Source organism: Blastococcus aggregatus (genome assembly GCF_900221005.1).
Classification (GTDB): Bacteria; Actinomycetota; Actinomycetes; order Mycobacteriales; family Geodermatophilaceae; genus Blastococcus; species Blastococcus aggregatus.
Genome location: NZ_OBQI01000003.1, coordinates 418,860 through 441,340 on the forward strand (window position 1 = coordinate 418,860; position 22,481 = coordinate 441,340).

Consider the following 22,481-nt stretch of genomic DNA (forward strand, 5'->3'; position numbering starts at 1 on the left):
TTCCCGCATGACCGAGGCACGACCAGGCAACCCCGGCGGCCGCCCGCCCCGCAAGCGCACGGCGCGCGTGGCCGAGGTGCTGCGCACCTCGCGGATCACCCCGCACATGATCCGCGTCGTCCTCGGCGGCGAGGGGCTGGCCGGCTTCCCGGCCGGCGAGTTCACCGACCACTACGTCAAGCTGCAGCTGCCTCCGGCCGGCGCCTCCTACCGGGCCCCCTACGACGTCGACGAGCTCCGCGCGCAGCTGCCGCCGGAGCAGTGGCCGGTGACCCGCACCTACACCGTCCGCGCCTGGGACGCCGCGACCGGCGAGCTCACCATCGACTTCGTGCACCACGGCGACGTGGGCGTGGCCGGGCCGTGGGCCGCCGCCGCGCAGCCCGGTGACCGGATCCAGTTCATGGGCCCCGGCGGCGCCTACCGCCCGCACCCGGACGCCGACTGGCACCTGCTCGCCGGGGACGAGGCGGCGCTGCCCGCCATCGCCGCCGCCCTGGACGGGCTCCCCACCGGCACGCGTGCGCTGGCGTTCGTGGAGGTGGCCGGCCCCGAGGAGGAGCAGGACCTCGCGCTCTCTCCCGGCACCGAGCTGCGCTGGCTGCACCGCGGGGACGCCGCCCCGGGCGAGGCGCTCGTCGCCGCCGTCCTCGCCACGGAGCTGCCGGCCGGCCGCGGGCACCTGTTCGTGCACGGCGAGGCCTACGCCGTCCGCGAGCTGCGCCGCCACCTGCGCGGGCTGTACGGCCTGGCGCCGGAGTGGACGTCGATCTCCGGCTACTGGCGTCGCGGCGACACCGAGGACGGCTGGCAGTCCACGAAGCAGGAGTGGAACGCCCGGATCGAGGCCGAGGAGGCCCCCGCGACGGCGTGAGCCCCGGGGGGCAACGGCGTCGTCCCGGCGTCTGACAAGCTCGGGAGGACCACCGACCCCCACTGCAGGAGGACCCGTGCGCGCCGCCCAGATCTCCACCCTCGACGGCCCCCGGGCGATCCGGGTCGTCGACGTCCCCGAACCCGAGGCCGGCGACAAGGTCCTCATCGACGTGCACGTCGCCGGGGTCACCTACCCCGAGGTGCTGCAGAGCCGCGGTGAGTACCAGATGAAGCCGCCGCTGCCGTTCACCCCCGGCAGCGAGGTGGCCGGCGTGGTGCGCTCCGCCCCCGAGGGCAGCGGGTTCTCCGCCGGCCAGCGGGTCGCGGCCTTCCCGTCGCTCGGCGGCTTCGCCGAGGTCGTCGCCGCCGCCCCGTCGCTGACCTTCGCCCTGCCGGACGGCGTCAGCTTCGAGCAGGGCGCCGCGCTGCCGATGAACTACCTGACCATGCACTTCGCGCTCCGCCGCCGCGGGCAGCTGCGCGAGGGCGAGACCGTGCTGGTGCACGGCGCCGCCGGCGGCCTGGGGACGGCGGCCGTCCAGCTGGCCAAGGCCTACGGCGCCCGCGTGTTCGCCGTGGTCTCCAGCGACGCCAAGGGCGAGGTCGCCCGCGCCGCCGGCGCCGACGAGATCGTGCCCGCCGACGGCTTCCGCGACGCGGTCAAGGAGCTCACCGGCGGCCGCGGCGTCGACGTCGTCGTGGACCCCGTGGGTGGCGACCGGTTCACCGACTCGCTGCGCAGCCTGGGCCGGGAGGGCCGGATCCTGGTGCTCGGCTTCACCGGCGGGGAGATCCCCACCGTCAAGGTGAACCGGCTGCTGCTCAACAACGTCTCCGTCGTCGGCGTCGGCTGGGGGGCCTTCTGGTCCACCGGCGCGCCCGGCTTCCCGAAGGAGCAGTGGGACGAGCTCTACCCGCTGCTGGAGAGCGGCAAGCTGGACCCGGTCCTGGGCTCGGTGCACCCGCTCGAGGACGTCGTCGCGGCCGTCACCGAGCTCGACGAGCGGCGTGCCGCCGGCAAGGTGCTCCTGCGCGTCCGCTGAGCTCCCGGGCTGCGGCGCTACTCCCCCAGGAGGCGCCGCAGCCGGCGGAGTGCCGTGGTGGCGACCCGCACCCCGAAGTGCAGCAGGTCGGGCCACTCGGCCGGCCGGGGCGTCGCCGGTGGTGCGACCGCCGGGCGGACCCGCCGGTCGACCACCGGCACCGGCTCGACGACCGGGGTCCGCACGGCCGGGACCTCGACGGCGGCGGCCGGCTCCCGCGCGGCCGGGGGCAGGAGCACGTCCAGCGCCGCGTGCGTGCGGCGCGGAGCGCGCAGCGAGGCGAAGGACGGGATCGGCGGAGCCGCGGGCGACTCCTCGTCGTCGATGCCCCGTCCACGGCCGGTGGTCGACACGGCGAAATCCTCCAGGTCGGTCTCCGGGTCGGGCGTCGGCGAGAACCGCCGCCCGGGAGCGTCGACACTAGTGCCGCTCCCGGCGGTGGCCCCGACCGCGCCCGGGGGCACGATCAGCGGTAGTTCACGTGCGGGTGGTCCATGTGGTTGGCCGTCGGGCTGCCGCGGTTCTCCATCTGCTTCCAGGCCCCGCCGGGAGAGCTGAGCATCCGCTGCTTCCAGATGATGTAGTCGACGCCGAGCGCGTTCCAGTTGGCCACGTGGTACGCCACGATGGCGTCGCCGAGCGCGCTGTTCGACAGCACCATGTAGTCCACCGCCAGGCCGGAGGGGTGCCCGCCCGGGTCGGCGGCGCTGGCGCGGGTGCCGCCGAGGGTGATCGAGGCCGCTCCCGGCACGTTGCTGACGACGGCGTCCGCCGCCGCCTGCGCCCGGGGGTTGATCGCCCCGGCGCTGTTGCTGATCTTCGCGCGGGTGGTGGCGGCCACCGAGCCTGCGGCGCCCGCGACGGCGGCGGCCGGCGTCTTCGCCGCAGGGGCGAGCGCGGCGGCCTTGGCCTGCGCGGCGGCCAGCTCGGCCAGCTGGGCGAGCTCGGCGAGCTCGGCGGCGCGCTTCGCGGCGGCCTCCTCGGCGGCCCGCCGGGCGGCGGCCTCGGCCTCGGCCCGCTGCTGGTCGAGCACCGCCTGGTCGGCGGCGGCCTGGGTGAGCTGGGCCGCGAACTCGGCGTCCTCGCGGCTGCTGCGGCTGGCCGCCAGCCCGGCGAGCGGCCCGAGCCCGCGGACGACGTCGGCGGGGCCGGCGGTCCCGTCCACGCCGAGCTGCTCGGCCACGCTCACCGACTCGGACTGCACCGCCTCGGCGTGCGCGGCCGGGCCGCTGCCCACGACCAGGTTCACGACGGCGGCGCCGGCGACGGCCACGCCCAGGTAGACGGCCGGCCGACGGCCGGCCGTGGGGGGACGTCGATCGGCGGCGGGGCGGAGGTGCAGGGCGTTCAGGATGGTGCGGGGGTGCATGGGTGCGGGTGCTCCGGAGGGTGCGTGCAGCGGCGTCCGACCAGGGACGACGAGGGCTGCGACGGGTGTGCGGTCTGCGGAACTGCGGCTCCGGGGCAGGCCGGGACGCGCGGGCAGGCCACCGGTGGTGGCGTGCGCGAGACGTGCCGGGGCGCGGGCGTCGGGGAGGACGGCGCGTGCGGGGAGCGGCAGGCGGCGCTCAGCTGTGCGGGCGAACCCAGGGCTGGTGGTGGCGGGTGGTCCGGGGTCGTGCGGCGGTGCAGGGGCGCGCCATCCGGCGGCTCTCCGTTCTTCCGATACCGCTTGCCGAGTTAGCTGACGGATTCGGGCTCAGAAGTGCCCTACCCGACCGGTCGGGAGACCGGTCCGGATTCACCCCAGGACTGCGATGGGTCCCCGGCTCGCACCCGTCTCGGACGACGGGACGCGACTCAGCGGTGTCCGTCCGGTCTCCCCGGATGGGGACGTGTCGGCCGTGCGGACTGCAGCCACGGTAACCACCGTTACGGTTCCGTGACAATCGGCGGCGGCGTGTCGCGAGCGTGACACGCCTCTCGCCGTTGGCACATCTCGCCACTCGATCCGCGTCAGCGCGCGGCGGTCCTCCCGGCCACGAAGGCGCGCGCCTCGCGCAGCCACCCGAGACAGGCCTCCTCGTCGGGTGCCGGGATCTGCACCCACTCCCGCATCGGCCGGCCCGGCCGGGGCGAGCAGGGCTGCCCCCGCCCGTCCGCGATCACCTCGCGCACGCGGTCGGCCGGCAGCTTCACGGTCAGCTCGGTCGCCGTGGCGAACCCGTAGAACCGGCCACCCGCCGCGACCCCCGGGGAGCGCAGCATGGACCGCCGCTCGTCGTCCGGATGCGCGGCGAGCAACCGGGCGACCGCGGCGTCGAACACGTCCTGGAGGCCTCTCGGCGCGGATCCGGACACGTCGGCCTCCTCGATGGGGAGCGCGGAACGGCGGCAGGCTAGCGCGCGGGACGCCGCGGGAGCAGCAGCCGCCGCCCGCAGTCGATCAGGTGCTCGCGCAGGACGGCGTCGTCCAGCGCGGCGCCGCCCGGGTCGGCGGCCGGGCCGGGGAGCCCGGCGAGGAACAGCGCCGCGGCGACGCGGCGGTCGGAATCCGGGCCGGCGAGCAGCTCGAGGATCCGGTGGAGCACGCCCATGAGCGCGGGGTTCTGCTCGAGCAGGTGCCGGACGGCGACGTCACCCATGAGCACCGACAGGCCTCCGCGGTTGCTGATCAGCAGGTCCACGACACCGGTGACGAGCAGCTCGACCCGGCCGCGCCGGCTGCGCTCGGCCGATGCGGCGTCGGCCAGCCGCTCCAGCTCGTCGAGGGCGGGCCGCAGGGCGGCGAGGACGATCTCGTCCTTGGACCGGTAGTGCCAGTAGACCGCGGCCTTGGTGACGCCGAGCGCGTCGGCGATCTTCTGCAGGGAGGTCTCGCTCACGCCCTCCTCGGCGAAGAGCCGGAGCGCCGCCTGCTCGACCCGCGTACGGCCCGCGCCGACACCGCGATCAGCCGTGCCCTCCGCGTGCTTCGTGCCCGCTGTTCCGCTCATCGCTCCTCTTCCGTCCGCTGACGTGGTCCATCTCACCTAGCCGAGCGGCTAGGTACAGCCTAGCCGCCCGGCTACTGTTCGGGACGCCGGTACGTCGGACTCGTCGACGCACCCGAGCCCCGCGCGCCGCCGCTCCGGCGCAGCGCGGGGCCACCCCGACCCAGGAGATCTCGTGGCAACCCTGCTCTACCGGCTCGGCCGGTTCTCCTTCCGGCGCCGCGGCCTGGTGACCCTCGCCTGGGTGCTGCTGCTCACCCTCTTCGGCGCCGGCGCGGCCACGCTGTCCGGGCCGACCTCGGACTCCTTCACCATCCCGGGCGTCGAGTCCATCACGGCGTTCGACACCCTCGAGCAGAAGATGGGCATGGCGGCGGACAACGCCACCGCCCGCGTCGTCTTCACCGTCGACGACGACGCCACCCTGGTCGACGGCGCGCAGCGCGTGGCGATCGAGGAGGCGCTCGCGGCGGTCGCGCAGGCGCCGCACGTGGCGTCGGTGACCGACCCGTTCGTCGAGAACGGTGTCGCCGCGGACGGGCAGACCGCCTACGCCCAGGTGGCCTACGACATCCAGACGATCGACGTCACCGAGAGCGACCGCGAGGCGCTGTTCGACGCCGGGCGCAGCGCGGAGAGCGCCGGCCTGCAGGTCGAGTTCGGCGGCGACGCCACCCAGGGCGTGCCCGAGCAGAGCGCCGCCGAGGTCATCGGGCTGCTCGTCGCCGCGCTCGTCCTGGCGCTGACCTTCGGCTCCCTGGTCGCCGCGGGGCTGCCGCTGCTGACCGCGATCATCGGCGTCGCCCTCGGGGTCTCCGGCGTCACGATCGCCACCGGCTTCGTCGAGCTGAGCTCGAGCACCCCGACGCTGGCCCTGATGCTCGGCCTCGCGGTCGCCATCGACTACGCGCTGTTCATCGTGTCCCGGTACCGCCACGAGCTGTTCCTCGGCCGGGAACCGGAGGAGGCCGCAGGCCGCGCCGTGGGCACCGCCGGCTCGGCGGTCGTCTTCGCCGGCCTCACGGTCGTCATCGCGCTCTCCGCGCTCTCCGTCGTCGGCGTCCCGTTCCTCACCGCCATGGGCCTGGCCGCCGCGGGCACCGTCGCCGTCGCCGTCGTCATCGCGCTCACCCTGCTGCCCGCGATGCTGGGCTTCGCCGGGCTGCGGATCCTGGGCAAGCGCGGGCGCGCCCGCCTCGAGGCCGAGGAGACGGCGACGTCGCCCTTCGGCGAGCGCTGGGGGCGCGCCCTGATCCGCCACCGGCTGGTCGCCCTCCTGGTCACCGCCGGCGCGCTGCTCGTCGTCGCCGTCCCGGCGCTGGACCTGGAGCTGGGGCTGCCCGACGAGAGCACCTCGGCGCCGGACACCACCCAGCGCCAGGCCTACGACCAGCTCAGCGAGGGCTTCGGTCCGGGGTTCAACGGCCCGCTCCTGGTCCTCGTCGAGGGCTCCGGGGCCGACGGCGCGGTCGCCGGCACCGAGCAGGCCCAGGCGGCCATCGCCGCCCTGGACGACGTCGAGGTCGTCGCCCCTCCGCAGTTCAACGAGGCGCGCGACACCGCGGTCATGACCGTCATCCCGGGCAGCGGCCCGTCGACCGACGCCACGCAGCACCTGGTCAACACCATCCGCGACCTGAAGCCCGACCTGCGCGCCGACGCGGGCGTCTCGCTCGCCGTCACCGGCGTCACGGCGGTCACGATCGACGTCGCCGACAAGCTGAACGCCGCGATGCTGCCCTACCTGCTCGTCGTCGTCGGGCTGGCGTTCCTGCTCCTGCTGCTGGTGTTCCGCAGCATCCTGGTGCCGCTGAAGGCGGTGCTGGGCTTCCTGCTCAGCGTCGTCGCGACCTTCGGTGCCGTCGTCGCGATCTTCCAGTGGGGCTGGCTCGGCGGGCTCTTCGGCGTCGAGTCCACCGGCCCGATCATCAGCCTGCTGCCGATCTTCCTGATCGGTGTGCTCTTCGGCCTGGCCATGGACTACGAGGTGTTCCTCGTGACCCGCATGCGCGAGGAGTACGTCCACGGCGCCTCGCCCGACGAGGCGATCGTCGGGGGCATGCGCCACGGCACCCGCGTGGTCACCGCGGCGGCCCTGATCATGATCAGCGTCTTCGCCGGCTTCATCCTGTCCGGCGAGCCGATCATCAAGACCATGGGCTTCGCCCTGGCGTTCGGTGTCGCGGTGGACGCCTTCCTCATCCGCATGACGATCGTCCCGGCCGTGCTGTCGCTCCTGGGCCGCTCGGCCTGGTGGCTGCCGCGCTGGCTGGACCGGCTGTTGCCGAACGTCGACGTCGAGGGCGAGAAGCTGACCCGCGAGCTCGAGGACGAGCCCGCCCGGGAGCCCGTCCCCGTCTGACCGGAGCGCGGATCAGAGGCGGCGCAGGGCCTGCATGGCCTGCGCCGCCATCTGCGCCTCACCCAGGGCGTTGGGGTGCACGACGACCGGGTTGGTGCCCAGCAGCACCGGCTCGATCCAGCGCACGCCGATCGGCTGGCACGCGTCGTGCCCCTCCGAGACCCGGGTCATGTCGACGTAGGTGACGCCCGCAACCTTGGCGGCCCGCTCGATCGCGTCGTTGAGGGTCGCCTGGACACCGCGCAGGTAGGGGACGTCACCGGTGGCGACGGGCATCTGCGCGAAGCAGCCCCCGCTGGCCGGCAGGATCGACGGGTAGCCGAGGATCGCGATCTCGGCCCGCGGGGCCTTGGCGCGCACCGCCTTCAGCACCTGGACCAGCGCGGGGTAGGTCGTCGTCGTGATGGTGTCCTGGAACGACGAGCCGTACTGGTCCTTGCAGGGGCTGCCGGTGCCCAGCGTCGAGGCCCCCGCGATGCCGCACCGGATGATCGAGTCGATGAACACGCCGCTGTCGTTGCCGCCGATGGTCATCGTGACCACCTGGGTGTCCGCCGTGACCGCGTCCAGTTGCGGGGCCACCCCCGGGTACTGCCCGGTCAGGTAGTCACCGGTGTCGGCGCCCCCGCAGGTGACGTCGGTCAGCTGCGCGCCGGTGGCCGCGGCGATGACGTGCGGGTAGTTCGCCGTCGAGCGGAGGCACTGCGGCGGCGCGGTCAGGTCGGGCGGCAGGACGCCGGAGGCCGCGCTGTAGGAGTCCCCCAGCGCCACGTAGCGGACCGGACCGCCGGCCGCAGCCGGGGGCGCGATCAGGACCAGAGCCGCGAAGAGCACGGACAGGCAGGCAGCGAGACGGCGCACGGGGGGCACTCCAGCGGGGCGGGGACAGACCGCCCGGGACAACGACGGGCGGTCCCCGGCGTTACGGAGGTCACACGCGCGAGCGGGGAAAGTACTCCTTCCGGATGCCCGGCGACGGCCCGCAGGCCTCCCGACGTACTCCTGCCGTAACAGGCCTGACACCATTCCCGGAGTTTCCCGATCACGGGGCCGCCCCGCAGGCGCGCGAGTGCCGCGGTGGCTGGATCCCGCCTGGGAAGAGAAGGTGGGTCGTAGCGGATGGAGAGGATCCTCGTGACTGCCATAGACGCGGTTCTGGACGAAGCCGGGCTGACGAACGAAGCCGTTCGGTCCTATGTGAAGCACTGGGCGCAGCACACCGGCGCCGAGCGGGTCGAGGTCGTCAACGCCTCCGACGACGCGCGCCTGATCGCCGAGGCGCTCGAGGCCGGCGAGCTGCTGCCGGCGGGCAAGGGCCGCTACTACTCGCGGAGCCACCCCAAGGACACCGCCCGCTCCGAGGAGCGCACGGTCGTCGCCACGCACGACGCCGCTGACAGGGGCGAGTACAACAACTGGCGCCCGGCGTCGGAGATGCGGCCGATGCTCGAGGAGCGGATGGCCGGCAAGTCCGCGGGCAAGACGATGTACGTCGTCCCCTACGTGATGGCCCCGCCCGGCTCCCCGCTGCAGCCCTACGCCACCGGCGTCGAGCTCACCGACACCCGCACCGTCGTGCTGCACATGATCCGCATGGCCCGCGTCGGCGTGGAGTACGTCAACGAGCTCGCCGACCCGGAGTACTTCGTCCGCGGCGTGCACGTCACCGGCGACCTGGACAACCTGGGCCAGGGCACCGCCGAGGACCAGCGCTACTTCGTGACGATCGCCGACGAGCGCACGATCCTGCACTACGGCTCGTCCTACGGCGGCAACGCGCTGCTGGGCAAGATCGCCCACGGCCTGCGCCAGGCGACCTACGACGGCTGGGCCTCGGGCAAGTTCCTCGCCGAGCAGTTCCTGCTGCTGGGGATCACCGACAAGGAGACCGGCCGCACGTACCACATCTGCGGTGGCATGCCGAGCGCGTCGGGCAAGACGAACCTGGCCATGATCCTGGCGCCCGACGCGCTGGGTGACCGCTACCAGGTGCACTTCTACGGCGACGACATCGCCTGGCTGTGGGTGGACCCCGAGGACGGCCGCGTCTACGCGATCAACCCCGAGTTCGGCGCCTTCGGCGTCGCGAAGGACACCAACGAGGCCACCAACCCGACCGCCGTCGAGGCGATCTCCGAGGGCACCGGGACGATCTTCACGAACGTCGCCTACAACGAGCAGACGCAGGACGTCTGGTGGGAGGGCAAGAGCAAGACCCCGCCCGCCGACGTGACCGGCTGGCGCGACTGGAAGGGCGAGCTGATCTCGGAGCGCTCCGAGGCGGCGAAGGACGAGCCCTGGGCCCACCCGAACAGCCGGTTCACCACGACGCTGGCCAACATCCCGAACATCGCGCCGGACTACACGAACCCGAAGGGCGTGCCGGTCGACGCGATCATCTTCGGCGGGCGCACCCGGGACCGCGAGCCGCTCATCCGCGCGATCACCGACCTCGCCGAGGGCGTCTACGACGGCCTCACCCTGGGCGCGGAGGCGACCTTCGCCGCCGAGGGCACCGAGGGCGTCCTGCGCTACGACCCGATGTCGATGCGGCCGTTCATGGCCTACTCCGAGGGCCGGTACGCCGAGCACTGGATGAAGATCATCGGTGCCGCGAAGGACCAGCCGATCTTCGCCCACGTGAACTGGTTCCAGCGGGGCGACGACGGCCGCTTCCTGTGGCCGGGCTACCGGGACAACCTCCGCCCGCTGCTGTGGCTCATGCAGCTGCGCAACGGCGAGGTCACCGGACGGCAGACGCCGGTCGGCATCGTCCCGACGAAGGAGGAGCTCCAGCTCGAGGGCATGGAGAACCTCCGCGCGGACGACCTGGAGACGCTCCTGTCGATCGACACCCATCGCTGGCAGCAGGAGATGGGGCACCGCGAGCAGCACCTCTCGCTGTTCCGCGACATGCCCGAGGAGATCTGGGCGGCGCACCGCCGCGTCTCCGACGCCCTGGACGCCGAGGCGAAGTGATCCGCGGAGGGCTCACACCCTCCTGAACGCACCGGGGCCCGGTGGATCGGCAGCTCGCCGATCCACCGGGCCCTGTCGCATGCCCCCTCCCCCCGCGCCGAGTGCGACGAACTCGTGGTGATCAGCGCCCGATGACCACGAGTTCGTCACACTCGGCGGCGATCATGCAGCGCCGGCGGGTGCTCGATGCGTCTTATCGGGTGGAGACAGCTGACGGGAGCGCGGCGTGACGTTCGAGCAGTTCGTGGCGGCACAGGGGGCTCCCCTGCTGCGGCTGGCGTTCGTCCTGACCGGCGACCGGCACCTCGCCGAGGACCTGGCCCAGACGGCGCTGGCGGATGCCTACCGGCACTGGCGGAAGGTGACGGCGGCGCAGGACCCGCCCGCCTACGTCCGCCGGATGCTGGTGAACGCACACCTGAGCTGGCGACGTCGCCGGTCGAGCACCGAGCGGCCGACCGACCTGCCGGACACCGCGGCCGACCGGGCGGCCGGACCCGGGGACGCCCTCGCGGAGCGGGACCAGCTGCGCATGCTGCTGGCCGGCCTGGCGCCGCGGGCGCGCACCGTGCTGGTGCTGCGGTACTACGCCGACCTGGACGACGCCGCCATCGCCGAGGCCATGGGTGTCAGCGCGAGCGCCGTGCGGGCCACCGCCTCCCGGGCGCTGGCGAGCCTCCGGACCACCGCCCTCGCCGAGACCGCCCAGGAGGCGCCGTGAGCACCCCGACCGAACAGCAGCTGCGCGAGCTCTTCGCCGCCGACGCCGCGGGGGCACCCGACCCGGGTGGCCTCGCCGCCCTCACGCTGCACCGGGTGCGGCGCCGCCGCCGCGTCCGGACGACCGCGGCGACCGGGCTGATCGCGGCCGTGGTGGTCGTCGGCGGCGTGGCAGCCGTGCGGGGCGACGCGGGCCCGGGCGGGGGGCCCGGGCCGTCCGTTGTCGCCGACTGCAGCTTCGCCGTGTGGTTCGAGGGCACCATGTACGTCGCAGAGGCTCTCGTCCGGCCCCCCGCGGCACCGGTCGCCGAGCTCGGCGAGGCGGAGGTCGCGTCCTGCAACGACACCGGCCCCCTGCCGGGCGGCGTCGCCCGCCCCGAGACGCCGAGGCGGGTCACCGCCTCGGCGTACCCCGGGTACGGGCCGGAGCAGGTCCTCACGGTCGCCGACCCGGACGGCGTCCTCGCGCTGCTGTCCGCCGACCTGCCCCGCGAGCAGCGCCTGCCGATCCTCGCCGCGCTCCAGCAGGCCGGCGCCGAGTGGGCCGCAGCCACGGACTGACCGGGAACGACGAAGGGCCCCGACCTGCTGGTCGGGGCCCTTCGCTCGGCATTGCTCAGTCCAGGTAGTCGCGCAGCACCTGGGAGCGGCTCGGGTGGCGCAGCTTGCTCATCGTCTTCGACTCGATCTGCCGGATCCGCTCGCGGGTGACCCCGTAGACGCGGCCGATCTCGTCGAGGGTGCGCGGCTGGCCGTCGGTGAGGCCGAAGCGCAGCCGGACGACGCCGGCCTCCCGCTCGGAGAGCGTCTGGAGCACGCTCAGAAGCTGGTCCTGCATGAGGCCGAAGCTGACGGCGTCGACGGCGACGACGGCCTCGGAGTCCTCGATGAAGTCGCCGAGCTGGCTGTCGCCCTCGTCGCCGATGGTCTGGTCGAGGCTGATCGGCTCCCGGGCGTACTGCTGGATCTCCAGCACCTTCTCCGGGGTCAGGTCGAGCTCTTTGGCCAGCTCCTCCGGCGTGGGCTCGCGACCGAGGGACTGCGACATCTCACGCTGTATGCGGCCGAGCTTGTTGATCACCTCGACCATGTGCACCGGGATGCGGATGGTGCGGGCCTGGTCGGCCATCGCGCGGGTGATCGCCTGGCGGATCCACCACGTGGCGTAGGTCGAGAACTTGAAGCCCTTGGTGTAGTCGAACTTCTCGACCGCGCGGATCAGGCCCATGTTCCCTTCCTGGATGAGGTCCAGGAAGGCCATCCCACGGCCGGTGTAGCGCTTGGCGAGGGAGACGACGAGGCGCAGGTTGGCCTCGAGCAGGTGGTCCTTGGCGCGCTCGCCGTCCCGGGTGACCCAGGTGAGCTCGCGGCGCCGGGTGATCGGCAGCGTCTCCCCCGCGGCGGCGGCGTCGGCGAGCTTGTGGCTGGCGTAGAGCCCGGCCTCGATCCGCTTGGCGAGGTCGACCTCCTCCTCGGCGGTGAGCAGCTTCACCCGGCCGATGAGCTTGAGGTAGGCGCGGACGGCGTCGGTGGAGGCCGTCATCTCGGCGTCCTTGCGGGCCTTGCGGAGGGCCGCGGACTCCTCCTCGTCCCCCCACTCGAACTCGCCGGTGGGAGCGCCGGCCGCGGCCTCGCCGTCGGCCTCCGGCGCGTCCGTGTCGTCGTCCTCCTCCACCGCGGTGGCGGTGACGGTGACGGTCTCACCGGCGGCAGCGGTCTCGAGGACCTCGTCGACGGCGGTCGCGTCGTCGCCCTCGGCCGGCACGGCCTTGGACTTCGGAGCGGCCTTCGCCCGGGCGGGCGCCTTGGGCTTCGCGGCGGCCTTCGCCTTGGGAGCGGCCTTGGGCTTCGCAGCGGCCTTGGGCTTGGCGGCTGCCTTGGTGGGAGAGGTGATGGTTTCGTCCGTAGCGTTCGGGGCCGGCTGGGCGATGTCGGTCGCAGTCATCGTCGCCTCTCGTGACGGTGTCGGACGGCGTCGCGAGAACCTGCAGTCCTAGCGGAGAGGCCGGCGCGTGCGCGACGAGGAGCCGGCACGTGCTGAGGATGGGGAGCGGATGTCCTGCGGTACCGGCCTGATCGGCGCGTTCCCGGGGACGACGACCCATTTTAGCCCTCGCCGCCCGTCGGTGCCGCCACCCGTCCGCCGAGCCGCCCCTTCCGGGGTGAAATCAGGCCGGATCCTCGCCCGGCCGACGTGACGTAGTCCGCATCGGACCCGGACGGGCGGGGGCGATGGGCCCAGTGTTCCGGACCCCGTCCTCCCGGGCACGCAGGAGTGCGGGACCGGCTGCGGACGGAGGTGGCTCGTGCGGGACGAGGACGGCGGGCGACGCGCGATCACGGCGGCGCCCGGTCGGGCGCGCCGGACCTGGGCACGCCACCCGCGGCTGGGGATGGCGCTCAAGGCCGCGCTGGCCGCCTCGCTGGCCTGGGCCCTGGTGCGCGTCGTCCCCGGGCCCGCCGCCGACTACCCGTACTACGCACCGCTGGGTGCGGTGGTCGCCACGTCGACGACGCTCACCGGCTCCGTCCGCGAGTCGGCGCAGACGGTGACCGCGATCTCCCTCGGCGCCGGGGTCGCCCTGTCCGTGGACGCGCTGGCCGGGCCGAACCTCGTGACGATCGCCCTGGTGGTCGCCATCGGGGTGCTCGTGGCCGGCTGGCCTCGCCTGGGCAGCGCGCGGAGCTGGGTGCCGACGTCAGGGCTGTTCGTCCTCATCATCGGCAACACCAACCCGACCGGCTACGTGCTGGGCTACGCCGGGCTGACCCTCCTGGGCGCCCTGGTCGGGCTCGCCGTCACCGCCGTCTTCCCGCCCCTCCCCCTGGCACCGGCGCAGGCCCAGCTCCAGCTGCTGCGCGACACGCTGGCCGACCAGCTCGACGACCTCGCCGCTGCGCTGCGCCAGGAGAGCCCGCCGACGGCGGAGGGCTGGGAGGAGCGCACCCGCACGATCGACCCGGTCCTGGCCGGGATGCGCGCCGCCGTCGAGCAGTCCCTGGAGGCGCAGAGGGGCAACCGGAAGGCCCGCCGCTACGCGGAGGACGCCCGCCAGCAGGTGCAGCAGGCGCGCGCCCTGGAACGGCTGACCCTGCTGGTCGAGGAGCTCACCGACGCCCTCTCGGCCACCGAGCGCGCCGAGTTCGAGCGGGTGGCGCTGGGGCCGGCCCTGCGTCCGGCCGCGGCCCGCGCCCTGGCCGCCCTCGCCGACGCGCTCCGGTCAGTGCGATACCGGACGGCGGAGCCGGAGGCGTCGCGGGCGGCCGACGAGGCGCTGCGCCGGCTCACCGACGAGGTGCGGCGCGCACGCACGGCGACCCAGGACGACCTGTTCGTGGCCGGCAGCGTCGTCGACGCGGTCCGCCGCGGGCTGGTCGCGCTCAGCCCACCCGACGACGTGGTCGCCCGCTCGCTCGAGGCCCCGGACCCGCCGGAGGGCGCGCGCTGACCGCCCGGCCCCTCAGGTGCCGATCTCGGTGCGGACCGCGTACAGCTCGGGGAAGAACGTGAGATCCAGTGCACGCCTCAGGAACCCCACCCCTGACGAGCCGCCGGTCCCCGTCTTGGCCCCGATCGTCCGTTGCACGGTGAGCAGGTGGCGGAACCGCCACATCTGGAAGTTGTCCTCGATGTCCACGAGGCTCTCGCACGCCTCGTAGACCCCCCACGGGGTCTCGGTCGCCTCGTAGATGCGCCGGAACACCGGGACCAGTCCGGCCTCGAACCGCCACGGCTCCCGGACGTCCCGGCCCAGCACCTCCTCGGGGACGGCGAAGCCCGCGCGGGCGAGCAGCCGGAGGAACTCGTCGTAGAGCGTCGGGGCCTCCAGCAGCTCGGCCAGGAGCTGCCGGGCCGCGGGCTCGGCGTCGAAGACCTGGAGCATCGCGGCGTTCTTGTTGCCGAGCACGAACTCCACCGCCCGGTACTGGTGGGACTGGAAGCCCGAGGCGTTCCCGAGGGCGCCACGGAACTGCGCGTACTCGCGGGGTGTGAGGGTGGCCAGCACCGACCACTGCTCGGTGAGCGTCCGCTGGATGTTCTTGACCCGGGCGAGGCACTTGAGCGCGGGATCGAGGTCGTCGGCGGCGAGGTAGCCCCGTGCGGCCAGGAGCTCGTGCAGCACGAGCTTGAGCCAGAGCTCGCTGGTCTGGTGCTGGACGATGAACAGCAGCTCGTCGTGGTGCTCGGGCCGGCTCCGCGGGTGCTGGGCGGCCAGGAGCTGGTCCAGGCCGAGGTAGCCGCCGTAGCTGCGATCGGCGGTCAGGTCGGTCCGGATGGACTGCTCGAGAGCGCGCTCGGCACGCTCGGGCTCGTCGGGAGCGTTGGCCATGCCCGAACGCTAGCCCTCGCGGACGGCGCGCCCGCCTCCTCTGGAAGAGTGATCCGGCGTCCCGGAATGGCCGCGGCCTGCACGGGGAAACCCCATGTCCGGCGAACCACGGACGTCGGGCCTCCGCGGGGGCGAGATAGCTCACACCGCCGGAGCCGCGACTCGGCGGTCGTTTCGTCCGACCATCTAGGGTGCGGCGCTCCTTGGCGCCCTCCCGCGGTAGGCCAGAGAGGCAGACGTGACTTCGAGTCCCGGCGTTGTAGCTGACAGCGCGAACCCCGACGTGGTGCTCGTCGGTGGCGGCATCATGAGCGCCACCCTCGCGGCGCTGTTCGGCATCGTCGCGCCCGACTGGTCGGTCACGGTCTTCGAGGCCGGGCCCGCGCTGGCCGGCGAGAGCTCCGACGCCTGGAACAACGCCGGCACCGGTCACTCCGCGCTCTGCGAGCTGAACTACACCCCGGCGGGGCCCGACGGCCGGGTGGACGCGTCCAAGGCCGTGGGGATCAACGAGCAGTTCCAGGTCTCGCGCCAGTTCTGGTCGCACCTGGTGCGCCGCGGCATGGGCACCCCCCGGGACTTCATCTCCCCCGTCCCCCACGTCAGCTTCGTCACCGGCGACGAGGGCCGCCGCTACATGCGCGCCCGCTACGACGCGCTCAAGGCCCAGCCGCTGTTCGCCGAGCTGGAGCACACCGAGGATCCCGCTGTCCTCGCGCAGTGGATCCCGCTCGTCATGGCCGGCCGCGACCCGGAGCAGCCCGTCGCGGCCACCCGCTCCGTCGCCGGCACCGACGTCAACTTCGGGGCGCTGACCCGGATGCTGCTCGCCGACGCCGAGACCCGCGGCGTGGCCACGCACACCCACCAGCGCGTGGAGGAGATCGAGCGGGAGTCCGACGGCCGCTGGAAGGTGACCGTCGAGGACACCCGCTCCGGTGAGCCCCGCACGGTGCGCGCCCGGTTCGTGTTCGTCGGTGCCGGCGGCGGTGCGCTGCCGCTGCTGCAGAGCACCGGCATCCCCGAGATCGCGGGCTTCGGCGGGTTCCCGGTCAGCGGCATGTTCCTGCGCACCACCTCCCAGGAGCTGGTCGCCAAGCACCAGGCGAAGGTCTACGGCCAGGCGGCCGTGGGCGCTCCCCCGATGTCGGTGCCGCACCTGGACCTGCGCCTGATCGACGGCGAGTACTCGCTGCTGTTCGGCCCCTACGCGGGCTTCTCGCCCAAGTTCCTCAAGGCCGGCTCGATCTTCGACCTGCCGCTGAGCGTGCGCCCGAACAACCTCGGCTCGATGCTCGGCGTCGCCCGCACCGAGCTGGCGCTCACCAAGTACCTGATCAAGGAGCTCCTCCAGTCCCGCGCGGCCCGCCACCGCACGCTGCAGGGCTTCGTGCCCGAGGCCGAGGAGCACGACTGGGACATGATCACCGCCGGCCAGCGGGTCCAGGTGATCAAGCGGGACCCGTCCACGGGGAAGGGCATGCTCCAGTTCGGCACCGAGCTGATCGTGGGCGCCGACGGCACCATCGCCGGCCTGCTGGGGGCCTCCCCCGGCGCCTCCACGGCCGTCGCGGCGATGCTGACGCTGCTCGAGCGCTGCTTCCCCGACCGGACCGACGCCTGGCGCCCGCTGATCCAGGAGGCGATCCCCTCCTACGGCCACACGCTGTCGGACGAGCCGGAGCTCCTCGCCCAGGTCCGCAAGGACACGATGGAGACCCTCGAACTCGACGGCTGACCGGCCGTCCGGGGATGGGGCTACCGCCCCGGGGGGAATGCAGGGTAGGGTTCTGCTCGGTCGCTGTTGTACCTCTGCTCGTTCTCGAACGTCCGCAGTCGTCTCTGCCCTGACGTTCCTCTCGGTCCTGCCGGTCGGTGCGGCGGCCCCGGATCAGCGAGTGCCGATCCGGTCACCCCCAGCACGGAAGAAGTAACGACATGGCTCAGGGCACTGTGAAGTGGTTCAACGCGGAGAAGGGCTTCGGGTTCATCGCCCAGGACGGCGGCGGCGCCGACGTCTTCTGCCACTACTCCGCCATCGTCAGCGACGGCTACCGCTCGCTCGACGAGGGCCAGCAGGTCGAGTTCGACGTCACGCAGGGCCAGAAGGGCCCGCAGGCGGAGAACGTTCGCCCCATCTGATCTGAACTGATCCCCGACGGGGGTCACGGCGCCTCGTGCGCCGTGGCCCCCGTCGGCGTTTCCGGGGTCAGCAAGCCCGGGGTCGGGAACGCCGGCTACAGGCTCACCGCCACGGTCGCGGCCAGCTCCCGGACGGCGTCCAGGTCGGCCGGTGACCCGGCCCCCGTGAGGCTCAGCGGCGCGGCCACCTGCTTCCAGCGCAGCGCCCCCGTGATCCGGGCGATGCTGGCCAGCGCACCGGCGGTGTCGTCGTTGCCGTGCACGTAGACCCCGTACGGCAGCCCTCCCGTGGCGTCCAGGCACGGGTAGTAGACGGTGTCGAAGAAGTGCTTGAGCGCGCCGGACATGTAGCCGATGTTGGCCGGCGTCCCGAGCAGCACGCCGTCGGCGGCCAGCACGTCGGCCGCGCCCGCCGACAGCGCCGGCCGCAGCACCAGCTCGGTGCCCTCGGCCAGCGCCACCCCCTCCTTCACCGCTTCGAGCACCGCCTGGAGCGCGGGCGAGGGCGTGTGGTGGACGACGAGCAGACGCGGCATGCGGAGATCATCCCGCGCCGCTGCCGTCAGCTGGGCAGCGAGCCGCGGGCGACGACGTCGGTGGGCGCCTCGGGTGCCCGCCGTCCGGGCTCCAGGCTGATCCCGTAGCCGGGGAAGTCGTCGGCCCCCTCCACCTCCAGGGTGCGCAGCTGCAACCCGTCCTGGGTGACGTCGAACGCGCCCAGCGCCTTCGGGGTGCCCTGGTCCAGGCCCCAGAGGACGTAGGTCTCGTCGGCGCGGTCGTTGGCCGGCAGCGCGTGGCTGATCAGCTGCACGCCGTCGTCGCGGGCGAGCAGAGTGGCCATCGTCCGGCCGTCGGGCGCGGCGACCGGGACGACCATTGCCGGGCCCGGGCGCAGCAGCTCCTCTACCATGGCCGCCTCCGAAGCAGCGGCCTGCCGGGCCTCGTTCCGGTCGCCCATGAGCACGGCAGTCCAGCCCCCGAGGCCGACGACCGCGGCGACGGCGGCCGCCACCAGCACCGCCGTCCAGCGACGACGGGGCATCGGCACGGCCGCGGGCGCGGGTGAAGACGCAGGTGCGGGTGCGGGTGCGGGTGCAGTTCGCGCGGCCGGAGCTGCCGGGGCGTCCTGCGGCGTGCGGGCCACCTCGGCGCGCAGCCGCTCCCCCAGCGCCCGCGGCGGCTCGGCGGACGGCGCCGCGCCGGCCAGGGCCGCCATGACCTCGGTCGTCTGCTCGACCACCTGCCGGCAGCGCGCGCAGCCCGCCAGGTGCCGGGCGAACACCTCGGCATCCTCCGGCTCCAGGGCGTGCAGCGCCCAGCCGACCGCCAGCTCCTCGGACGCCTCGCCGTGCCCGCGGCCGGGCAGAGCGGCGCTCATCGGATGCTCCCGTCGGTCGGCGCGGCGGTGCTGCGGCCGTCGCCGGCCGGCCCGCCGCTGCTGCCGAGGTCGACGCGCAGCTTGCGCATCCCCGCCAGCATGCGGGTCTTCACCGTGCCCAGCGGGACCCCGGTCAGGGCCGCCACCTCCCGCTGCGTGTAGCCGCCGTAGTAGGCCAGGCCCAGCGCCTCCCGTTGCGCGGGCGGCAGCTCGCCCAGGGCGGTGCGGACCTGCTGGGAGACCACCCGGTCGACGGCCTGCTCCTCGGCGTCCACGGTTGCCGTCGGTGCGCTCAGCGCCATGTCGTCCTCCGCCCGGCGGCCGCGCCGCCGGTGTCCCTCCTCGCGGCGCACCGCGTCGACCGCCTTGTGGTGCACCATCGCCAGCAGCCAGGAGGAGACGGCGGCCCGCCGCTCGTCGAAGGCACCGGGGGTGCGCCACACCGACAGGAACACCTCCTGGACGACGTCCTCGGCGAGCCCGTCGTCCAGCAGGATGCGCCGGGCCAGCGCGAACGCCTGGCGACCGAACATCTCGTACAGCTCGTCGACGGCGCGGCGATCTCCCGCGCCGATGCGGACCAGCAGGGCCGCAGCGGCCGGGTTCTCCGGCCGACGTGCCGGTTCGTCCACGGACGCCACGGTATCCGCCCGCACCCGAGAGGGAGCGGCAGCACCGCGGACGGCGGTCGGTCGGGTTCCGGCGAGAGGTCTCACGCGATTCCTCCCCGGGGTCGGTGGCACGCCTACGGGGAGCATTCGTACCCGGCACGCGTTCGGTTCAGCCGGCTCCCGGACCGAGGAGGGTCAGGCCCGCTCGGCGCTCGGCACCTCCGCGGGGGCGGGCTCCTCCGGCTGGTCCCTGAGGAACAGGTACCAGTAGGACGTGGACACGAAGACCACCGCGCCGACGAGGTTGCCGGCCCCGGCCAGCAGCCAGTTGAGCCCTGTCTCACCCCAGCCGACGTCGGGCACGCCCGCGAAGATCGCCGCCGGCAGGAAGAACATGTTGGCGACCACGTGGTCGAAGCCCATCGCCACGAAGGCCATGATCGGGAAGAAGATGGCCAGGATCTTGCCCGCGACGTCCTTGGCGGCCAGGGACATCCACACCGCCAGACAGACCAGCCAGTTGCAGCCGACCGCCCGCAGGAACGTCTGCCAGGCGGACTCCCCCAGTGCCTTGCCCTCGGCGATCCCGGACAGCCGCTCGTAGGTCAGCCCCGCGTTGCCCCCGGCTCCCGACGAGCCGATGACGCCGGTCTGCACGGCCAGGAAGTAGGCGACGAGCAGCGCGCCCAGCAGGTTGCCCAGCAGGACCAGCGAGAGGTTCTTCGCGACGTCGCCCACGCCGAGCTTGCCGCGCATCGCACCGAGCGGGACCAGGGCCATGTTGCCGGTGGCCAGGTCGGACCCGGCGATGAGCACCAGGACGAGACCGAGGGTGAAGACCGCGCCGGTGAACAGCGTCGGCAGGGTGCCCCAGGTGTCGGGATCCAGCCCGGAGGAGACGGCGATGGCCACCAGCCCGCCGAAGGCGATGTAGGCCCCGGCGAGGAAGGCGCTGACCAGCACCTTGTCCCACGTCCGGTGCGTCTTCTTCGCACCGGTCGCGGCTGCGACCCGGGCGATCTCCTGCGGTTCGCGTGTCGTCATGCCTGCCTCCGGGAACCTGGGTGCACCGGCTCCGGCGCTACCCCGTCCCGCGCCCGGCGATGCCGAGAAGGCGCCCGGGCATGGGAAGCGATACCCGCGTCGGGACGGTCAGGACGCAGGTATCGCTTCCCATGCCTGGGTCACGGCTGGCGCTGGAGGACGAAGTCGTACCGCGCCTCGATCCACGGCACCTCGCTGCGGCCGCCGTCGGGGGTGGGGCCGGGCTCGCGCTCCTCGAACCGGACGACGAGCTCCTGCTTCGTCCCGAACACCACGTCGGTGTCCAGGTACTCCGCGCCCTCCTGGAACAGGTGGGTGATCAGCGGCGCGAAGCCCGGCACGGCCAGCAGGAAGTGGATGTGCGCCGGGCGGAAGTGGCTGATCGCGGTCCGCGAGATCAGCTCGCCGACCGGCCCGTCCATCGGGATCGTGTAGCCCTTGGGCGCGATGGAGCGCACGCAGTAGGCGCCGTCCTCGCGGGTCGTGTACTTGCCGCGCAACCGCGCCTCGTCGACCTCGCCGAGCTGCGCCTCGTAGACGCCCTCGTCGTCGGCCTGCCACACGTCGAAGGTCGCACCCGCCACGGGCGCGCCCTCCAGGTCACGGACGGTCCCGTGCACGTAGAGCGGAACGCCGTCCAGCCCGTCGGACATGTCGCCGCCGTAGGGCAGCTGCGGAGAGCCCTCGATGAAGAACGGGCCCAGCACGGTGGCGGGGGTCGCGCGGGGGTCGAGCCGGTGGTTCATCTGCACGACCAGCATCGACAGCCCGAGGACGTCGGAGGCGAGGATGAACTCCTCCCGCTTCGCGGTGCTGATCTGCCCGGTGCGCGTCAGCCACTGCATTGCGGCCATCCACTCGGCCTCGGTGAGCCGCACCTCGCGGGCGAAGTCGTGCAGGTGCCGCACGAGCGCCGTCATGACCTCGGCCAGGCGCGGGTCGCCGGCCGTCGCCCAGCGCTCGACCGCCAGGTCGGTGATGTTGTCCTCGGTGACGAGCTGCACGGTGTCCTCCTGCTGTCCTCGCGGCCGCGTCCCGGTCGCTCCGTCGCACCCCGCGACTGCCGCGGGGGTCCTGCCGTCCTACGGGGTGAGCACCAGCCGGACGCCCGGGTCGCCCGTGGCCTGACGTCGCCAGGCGGCGGCGACGTCGGCCAGCGGCACCGGCTCGTGCGCCACGGCCAGCCGCCCGGCGGCCGCGTGCCCGGCGACCGCTTCCAGCGCGTCGCGGCGCTGCACGGGGGTCAGCGCGTTGTTCGTGTAGCCCAGCACCGAGGCCGACCGCGACCGGAGGACCGCCGAGGAGAACTCGGCGGTGTCGCCGGACGCGCCGCCCAGGTTCACCAGCCGGCCTCCGTCGGAGAGCACCCGGGAGGCCGCCGTCGCCGCGACGCCGAAGACCGGGTCGACGACGACGTCCAGCCGCCCGCCCAGCGCCTCGCGGAACCGGCCGGCCAGCGCCTCGGCGTCCCCCTCGAGTGCGAGCACCTCGTCGGCGCCCGCCGCGAGCGCCCGGTCCCGCGCCCGCTCCGAGCGGGCGACCGCGACCACCCGCCCCGCACCGAGCACGCGGGCCGCCCCGACGGCGACCTGGCCGACGGCGCCGCCGGCCCCGAGCACCAGCACGTGCTCACCCGCGCGCAGGCCGGCCCGCCAGGTGAGCGACATCCACGCCGCCACCGCGGACAGCCCGAGGGCCGCGAGCGCGGCGTCCGGCACGTCGGCGTCCAGCGGCACCACGTCGTCCGGGCGGACGGCGCAGCGCTCGGCCAGGCTGCCGTCGCCCGGGGCCATCCCGGCGCTGGTGGCGAACCAGACCCGGGTGCCGGCAGCCAGCTCGGGCGAGCTCTCCACGACGCCCACGCCCTGCACCCCCGGCACGTAGGGGACGGCCGGCCGGCCGAAGTAGGAGGTACCCGAGGCGCACAGCAGGTCCAGCGGGACCAGCGGCGCCGCCGTCACCCGGACGACGGTGTCCGCGGCGCCCGGGACGGGGTCCGGGTGCTCCCCGAGCTCCGGGTGCTCCCCCGGGGTACGGACGACGGCGGCACGCATCGCGCGTC

General features: G+C 73.9%; 22 protein-coding genes and 1 riboswitch. Of the genes, 9 read left to right on the plus strand and 13 right to left on the minus strand.

The window, feature by feature from the left end; genetic code table 11:
- Positions 1-7: 7 nt before the first annotated feature.
- Both CRP29_RS11845 and CRP29_RS11850 read left to right on the plus strand, forming a co-directional pair.
- The gene (locus CRP29_RS11845; RefSeq protein WP_097195235.1) at positions 8-874 is read left to right on the plus strand and encodes a siderophore-interacting protein; all 867 of its coding nucleotides are present in this window, start codon (positions 8-10) and stop codon (positions 872-874) included.
- 76 nt (positions 875-950) lie between these two features.
- Positions 951-1,919 (plus strand): NADPH:quinone oxidoreductase family protein, encoded by a 969-nt coding sequence (locus tag CRP29_RS11850; RefSeq protein WP_097195236.1) that lies wholly within the window; start codon positions 951-953, stop codon positions 1,917-1,919.
- Positions 1,920-1,936: 17 nt separating this feature from the next.
- Here CRP29_RS11850 and CRP29_RS11855 read toward each other — a convergent pair whose 3' ends face one another.
- From CRP29_RS11855 to CRP29_RS11870, 4 genes are all read right to left on the minus strand, one after another.
- Positions 1,937-2,272 carry a hypothetical protein gene (locus tag CRP29_RS11855; RefSeq protein ID WP_141437114.1) on the minus strand — a complete coding sequence of 112 codons (336 nt, stop codon included), beginning with the start codon at positions 2,270-2,272 and terminating at the stop codon, positions 1,937-1,939.
- 113 nt (positions 2,273-2,385) lie between these two features.
- Positions 2,386-3,288, minus strand: coding sequence for a VldE C-terminal domain-containing protein (locus CRP29_RS11860; RefSeq protein ID WP_245852747.1), 903 nt, complete (start codon positions 3,286-3,288; stop codon positions 2,386-2,388).
- Between the two features lie 285 nt (positions 3,289-3,573).
- A riboswitch (cyclic di-AMP (ydaO/yuaA leader) is annotated at positions 3,574-3,735 on the minus strand.
- A gap of 140 nt (positions 3,736-3,875) precedes the next feature.
- A complete protein-coding gene (locus CRP29_RS11865) occupies positions 3,876-4,220 on the minus strand; it encodes a hypothetical protein (RefSeq protein WP_141437115.1) in 345 nt (114 codons plus the stop codon).
- 38 nt (positions 4,221-4,258) lie between these two features.
- Positions 4,259-4,855: a TetR/AcrR family transcriptional regulator gene (locus CRP29_RS11870; protein WP_097195239.1), complete on the minus strand. Its 597-nt coding sequence runs from the start codon at positions 4,853-4,855 to the stop codon at positions 4,259-4,261.
- Between the two features lie 172 nt (positions 4,856-5,027).
- On the opposite strand from CRP29_RS11870, the gene CRP29_RS11875 reads away from it, so the two are divergent.
- A complete protein-coding gene (locus CRP29_RS11875; RefSeq protein WP_097195240.1) occupies positions 5,028-7,214 on the plus strand; it encodes an MMPL family transporter in 2,187 nt (728 codons plus the stop codon).
- A gap of 12 nt (positions 7,215-7,226) precedes the next feature.
- Here the strand turns inward: CRP29_RS11875 and CRP29_RS11880 are convergent, their stop codons facing one another.
- On the minus strand, positions 7,227-8,075 hold the full coding sequence (locus tag CRP29_RS11880; RefSeq protein WP_217991564.1) for an SGNH/GDSL hydrolase family protein: 849 nt from the start codon (positions 8,073-8,075) through the stop codon (positions 7,227-7,229).
- A 273-nt stretch (positions 8,076-8,348) separates the two neighbouring features.
- On the opposite strand from CRP29_RS11880, the gene CRP29_RS11885 reads away from it, so the two are divergent.
- The 3 genes from CRP29_RS11885 (at position 8,349) to CRP29_RS22750 (ending at position 11,474) form a co-directional block, all read left to right on the plus strand.
- Positions 8,349-10,193, plus strand: a complete 1,845-nt coding sequence (locus tag CRP29_RS11885) for a phosphoenolpyruvate carboxykinase (GTP) (protein WP_245852748.1) — start codon at positions 8,349-8,351, stop codon at positions 10,191-10,193.
- Positions 10,194-10,419: 226 nt separating this feature from the next.
- Entirely contained in the window at positions 10,420-10,914 is a 495-nt protein-coding gene (locus CRP29_RS11890; RefSeq protein ID WP_097195243.1) for a SigE family RNA polymerase sigma factor, read from the plus strand.
- A complete protein-coding gene (locus CRP29_RS22750) occupies positions 10,911-11,474 on the plus strand; it encodes a DUF6281 family protein (RefSeq protein ID WP_097195244.1) in 564 nt (187 codons plus the stop codon). Before CRP29_RS11890 ends, CRP29_RS22750 begins: the two co-directional genes overlap by 4 nt.
- A 55-nt stretch (positions 11,475-11,529) precedes the next feature.
- Here the strand turns inward: CRP29_RS22750 and CRP29_RS11900 are convergent, their stop codons facing one another.
- A complete protein-coding gene (locus CRP29_RS11900) occupies positions 11,530-12,858 on the minus strand; it encodes an RNA polymerase sigma factor (protein WP_097195245.1) in 1,329 nt (442 codons plus the stop codon).
- 361 nt (positions 12,859-13,219) lie between these two features.
- On the opposite strand from CRP29_RS11900, the gene CRP29_RS11905 reads away from it, so the two are divergent.
- A complete protein-coding gene (locus CRP29_RS11905; RefSeq protein WP_097195246.1) occupies positions 13,220-14,362 on the plus strand; it encodes an aromatic acid exporter family protein in 1,143 nt (380 codons plus the stop codon).
- A gap of 12 nt (positions 14,363-14,374) precedes the next feature.
- Here CRP29_RS11905 and CRP29_RS11910 read toward each other — a convergent pair whose 3' ends face one another.
- Complete coding sequence (locus CRP29_RS11910) at positions 14,375-15,244, minus strand: tryptophan 2,3-dioxygenase (RefSeq protein ID WP_097195247.1); 870 nt, start codon at positions 15,242-15,244, stop codon at positions 14,375-14,377.
- 238 nt (positions 15,245-15,482) lie between these two features.
- On the opposite strand from CRP29_RS11910, the gene mqo reads away from it, so the two are divergent.
- Together mqo and CRP29_RS11920 are read left to right on the plus strand one after the other, a co-directional pair.
- A complete protein-coding gene (mqo, locus tag CRP29_RS11915; protein ID WP_245852749.1) occupies positions 15,483-16,982 on the plus strand; it encodes a malate dehydrogenase (quinone) in 1,500 nt (499 codons plus the stop codon).
- A gap of 200 nt (positions 16,983-17,182) precedes the next feature.
- Positions 17,183-17,386: a cold-shock protein gene (locus CRP29_RS11920; protein ID WP_040339557.1), complete on the plus strand. Its 204-nt coding sequence runs from the start codon at positions 17,183-17,185 to the stop codon at positions 17,384-17,386.
- A 95-nt stretch (positions 17,387-17,481) separates the two neighbouring features.
- Here the strand turns inward: CRP29_RS11920 and CRP29_RS11925 are convergent, their stop codons facing one another.
- The 6 genes from CRP29_RS11925 to CRP29_RS23565 all read right to left on the minus strand — a co-directional run bounded on the left by CRP29_RS11925 (position 17,482) and on the right by CRP29_RS23565 (position 22,473).
- Positions 17,482-17,922, minus strand: a complete 441-nt coding sequence (locus CRP29_RS11925; RefSeq protein ID WP_097195248.1) for a flavodoxin family protein — start codon at positions 17,920-17,922, stop codon at positions 17,482-17,484.
- 26 nt (positions 17,923-17,948) lie between these two features.
- Positions 17,949-18,764, minus strand: coding sequence for an anti-sigma factor (locus CRP29_RS11930; RefSeq protein ID WP_097195249.1), 816 nt, complete (start codon positions 18,762-18,764; stop codon positions 17,949-17,951).
- The gene (locus tag CRP29_RS11935; RefSeq protein ID WP_245852750.1) at positions 18,761-19,396 is read right to left on the minus strand and encodes a sigma-70 family RNA polymerase sigma factor; all 636 of its coding nucleotides are present in this window, start codon (positions 19,394-19,396) and stop codon (positions 18,761-18,763) included. Before CRP29_RS11935 ends, CRP29_RS11930 begins: the two co-directional genes overlap by 4 nt.
- A 174-nt stretch (positions 19,397-19,570) precedes the next feature.
- Positions 19,571-20,419, minus strand: a complete 849-nt coding sequence (locus tag CRP29_RS11940; protein WP_097195251.1) for a formate/nitrite transporter family protein — start codon at positions 20,417-20,419, stop codon at positions 19,571-19,573.
- Between the two features lie 140 nt (positions 20,420-20,559).
- Positions 20,560-21,423 carry a dioxygenase family protein gene (locus CRP29_RS11945; protein WP_097195252.1) on the minus strand — a complete coding sequence of 288 codons (864 nt, stop codon included), beginning with the start codon at positions 21,421-21,423 and terminating at the stop codon, positions 20,560-20,562.
- A 78-nt stretch (positions 21,424-21,501) separates the two neighbouring features.
- On the minus strand, positions 21,502-22,473 hold the full coding sequence (locus tag CRP29_RS23565; RefSeq protein ID WP_097195253.1) for a quinone oxidoreductase family protein: 972 nt from the start codon (positions 22,471-22,473) through the stop codon (positions 21,502-21,504).
- Positions 22,474-22,481 lie beyond the last annotated feature (8 nt).

Bases quoted from the DNA above. Each gene is read 5' to 3' on its own strand.
- CRP29_RS11930 (WP_097195249.1), bottom strand. From the start codon at position 18,764: ATGAGCGCCGCTCTGCCCGGCCGCGGGCACGGCGAGGCGTCCGAGGAG.
- CRP29_RS11870 (WP_097195239.1), bottom strand. From the start codon at position 4,855: ATGAGCGGAACAGCGGGCACGAAGCACGCGGAGGGCACGGCTGATCGC.
- CRP29_RS11900 (WP_097195245.1), bottom strand. From the start codon at position 12,858: ATGACTGCGACCGACATCGCCCAGCCGGCCCCGAACGCTACGGACGAA.
- CRP29_RS11860 (WP_245852747.1), bottom strand. From the start codon at position 3,288: ATGCACCCCCGCACCATCCTGAACGCCCTGCACCTCCGCCCCGCCGCC.
- CRP29_RS11845 (WP_097195235.1), top strand. From the start codon at position 8: ATGACCGAGGCACGACCAGGCAACCCCGGCGGCCGCCCGCCCCGCAAG.
- CRP29_RS11940 (WP_097195251.1), bottom strand. From the start codon at position 20,419: ATGACGACACGCGAACCGCAGGAGATCGCCCGGGTCGCAGCCGCGACC.
- CRP29_RS11925 (WP_097195248.1), bottom strand. From the start codon at position 17,922: ATGCCGCGTCTGCTCGTCGTCCACCACACGCCCTCGCCCGCGCTCCAG.
- CRP29_RS11920 (WP_040339557.1), top strand. From the start codon at position 17,183: ATGGCTCAGGGCACTGTGAAGTGGTTCAACGCGGAGAAGGGCTTCGGG.
- CRP29_RS23565 (WP_097195253.1), bottom strand. From the start codon at position 22,473: ATGCGTGCCGCCGTCGTCCGTACCCCGGGGGAGCACCCGGAGCTCGGG.
- CRP29_RS11910 (WP_097195247.1), bottom strand. From the start codon at position 15,244: ATGGCCAACGCTCCCGACGAGCCCGAGCGTGCCGAGCGCGCTCTCGAG.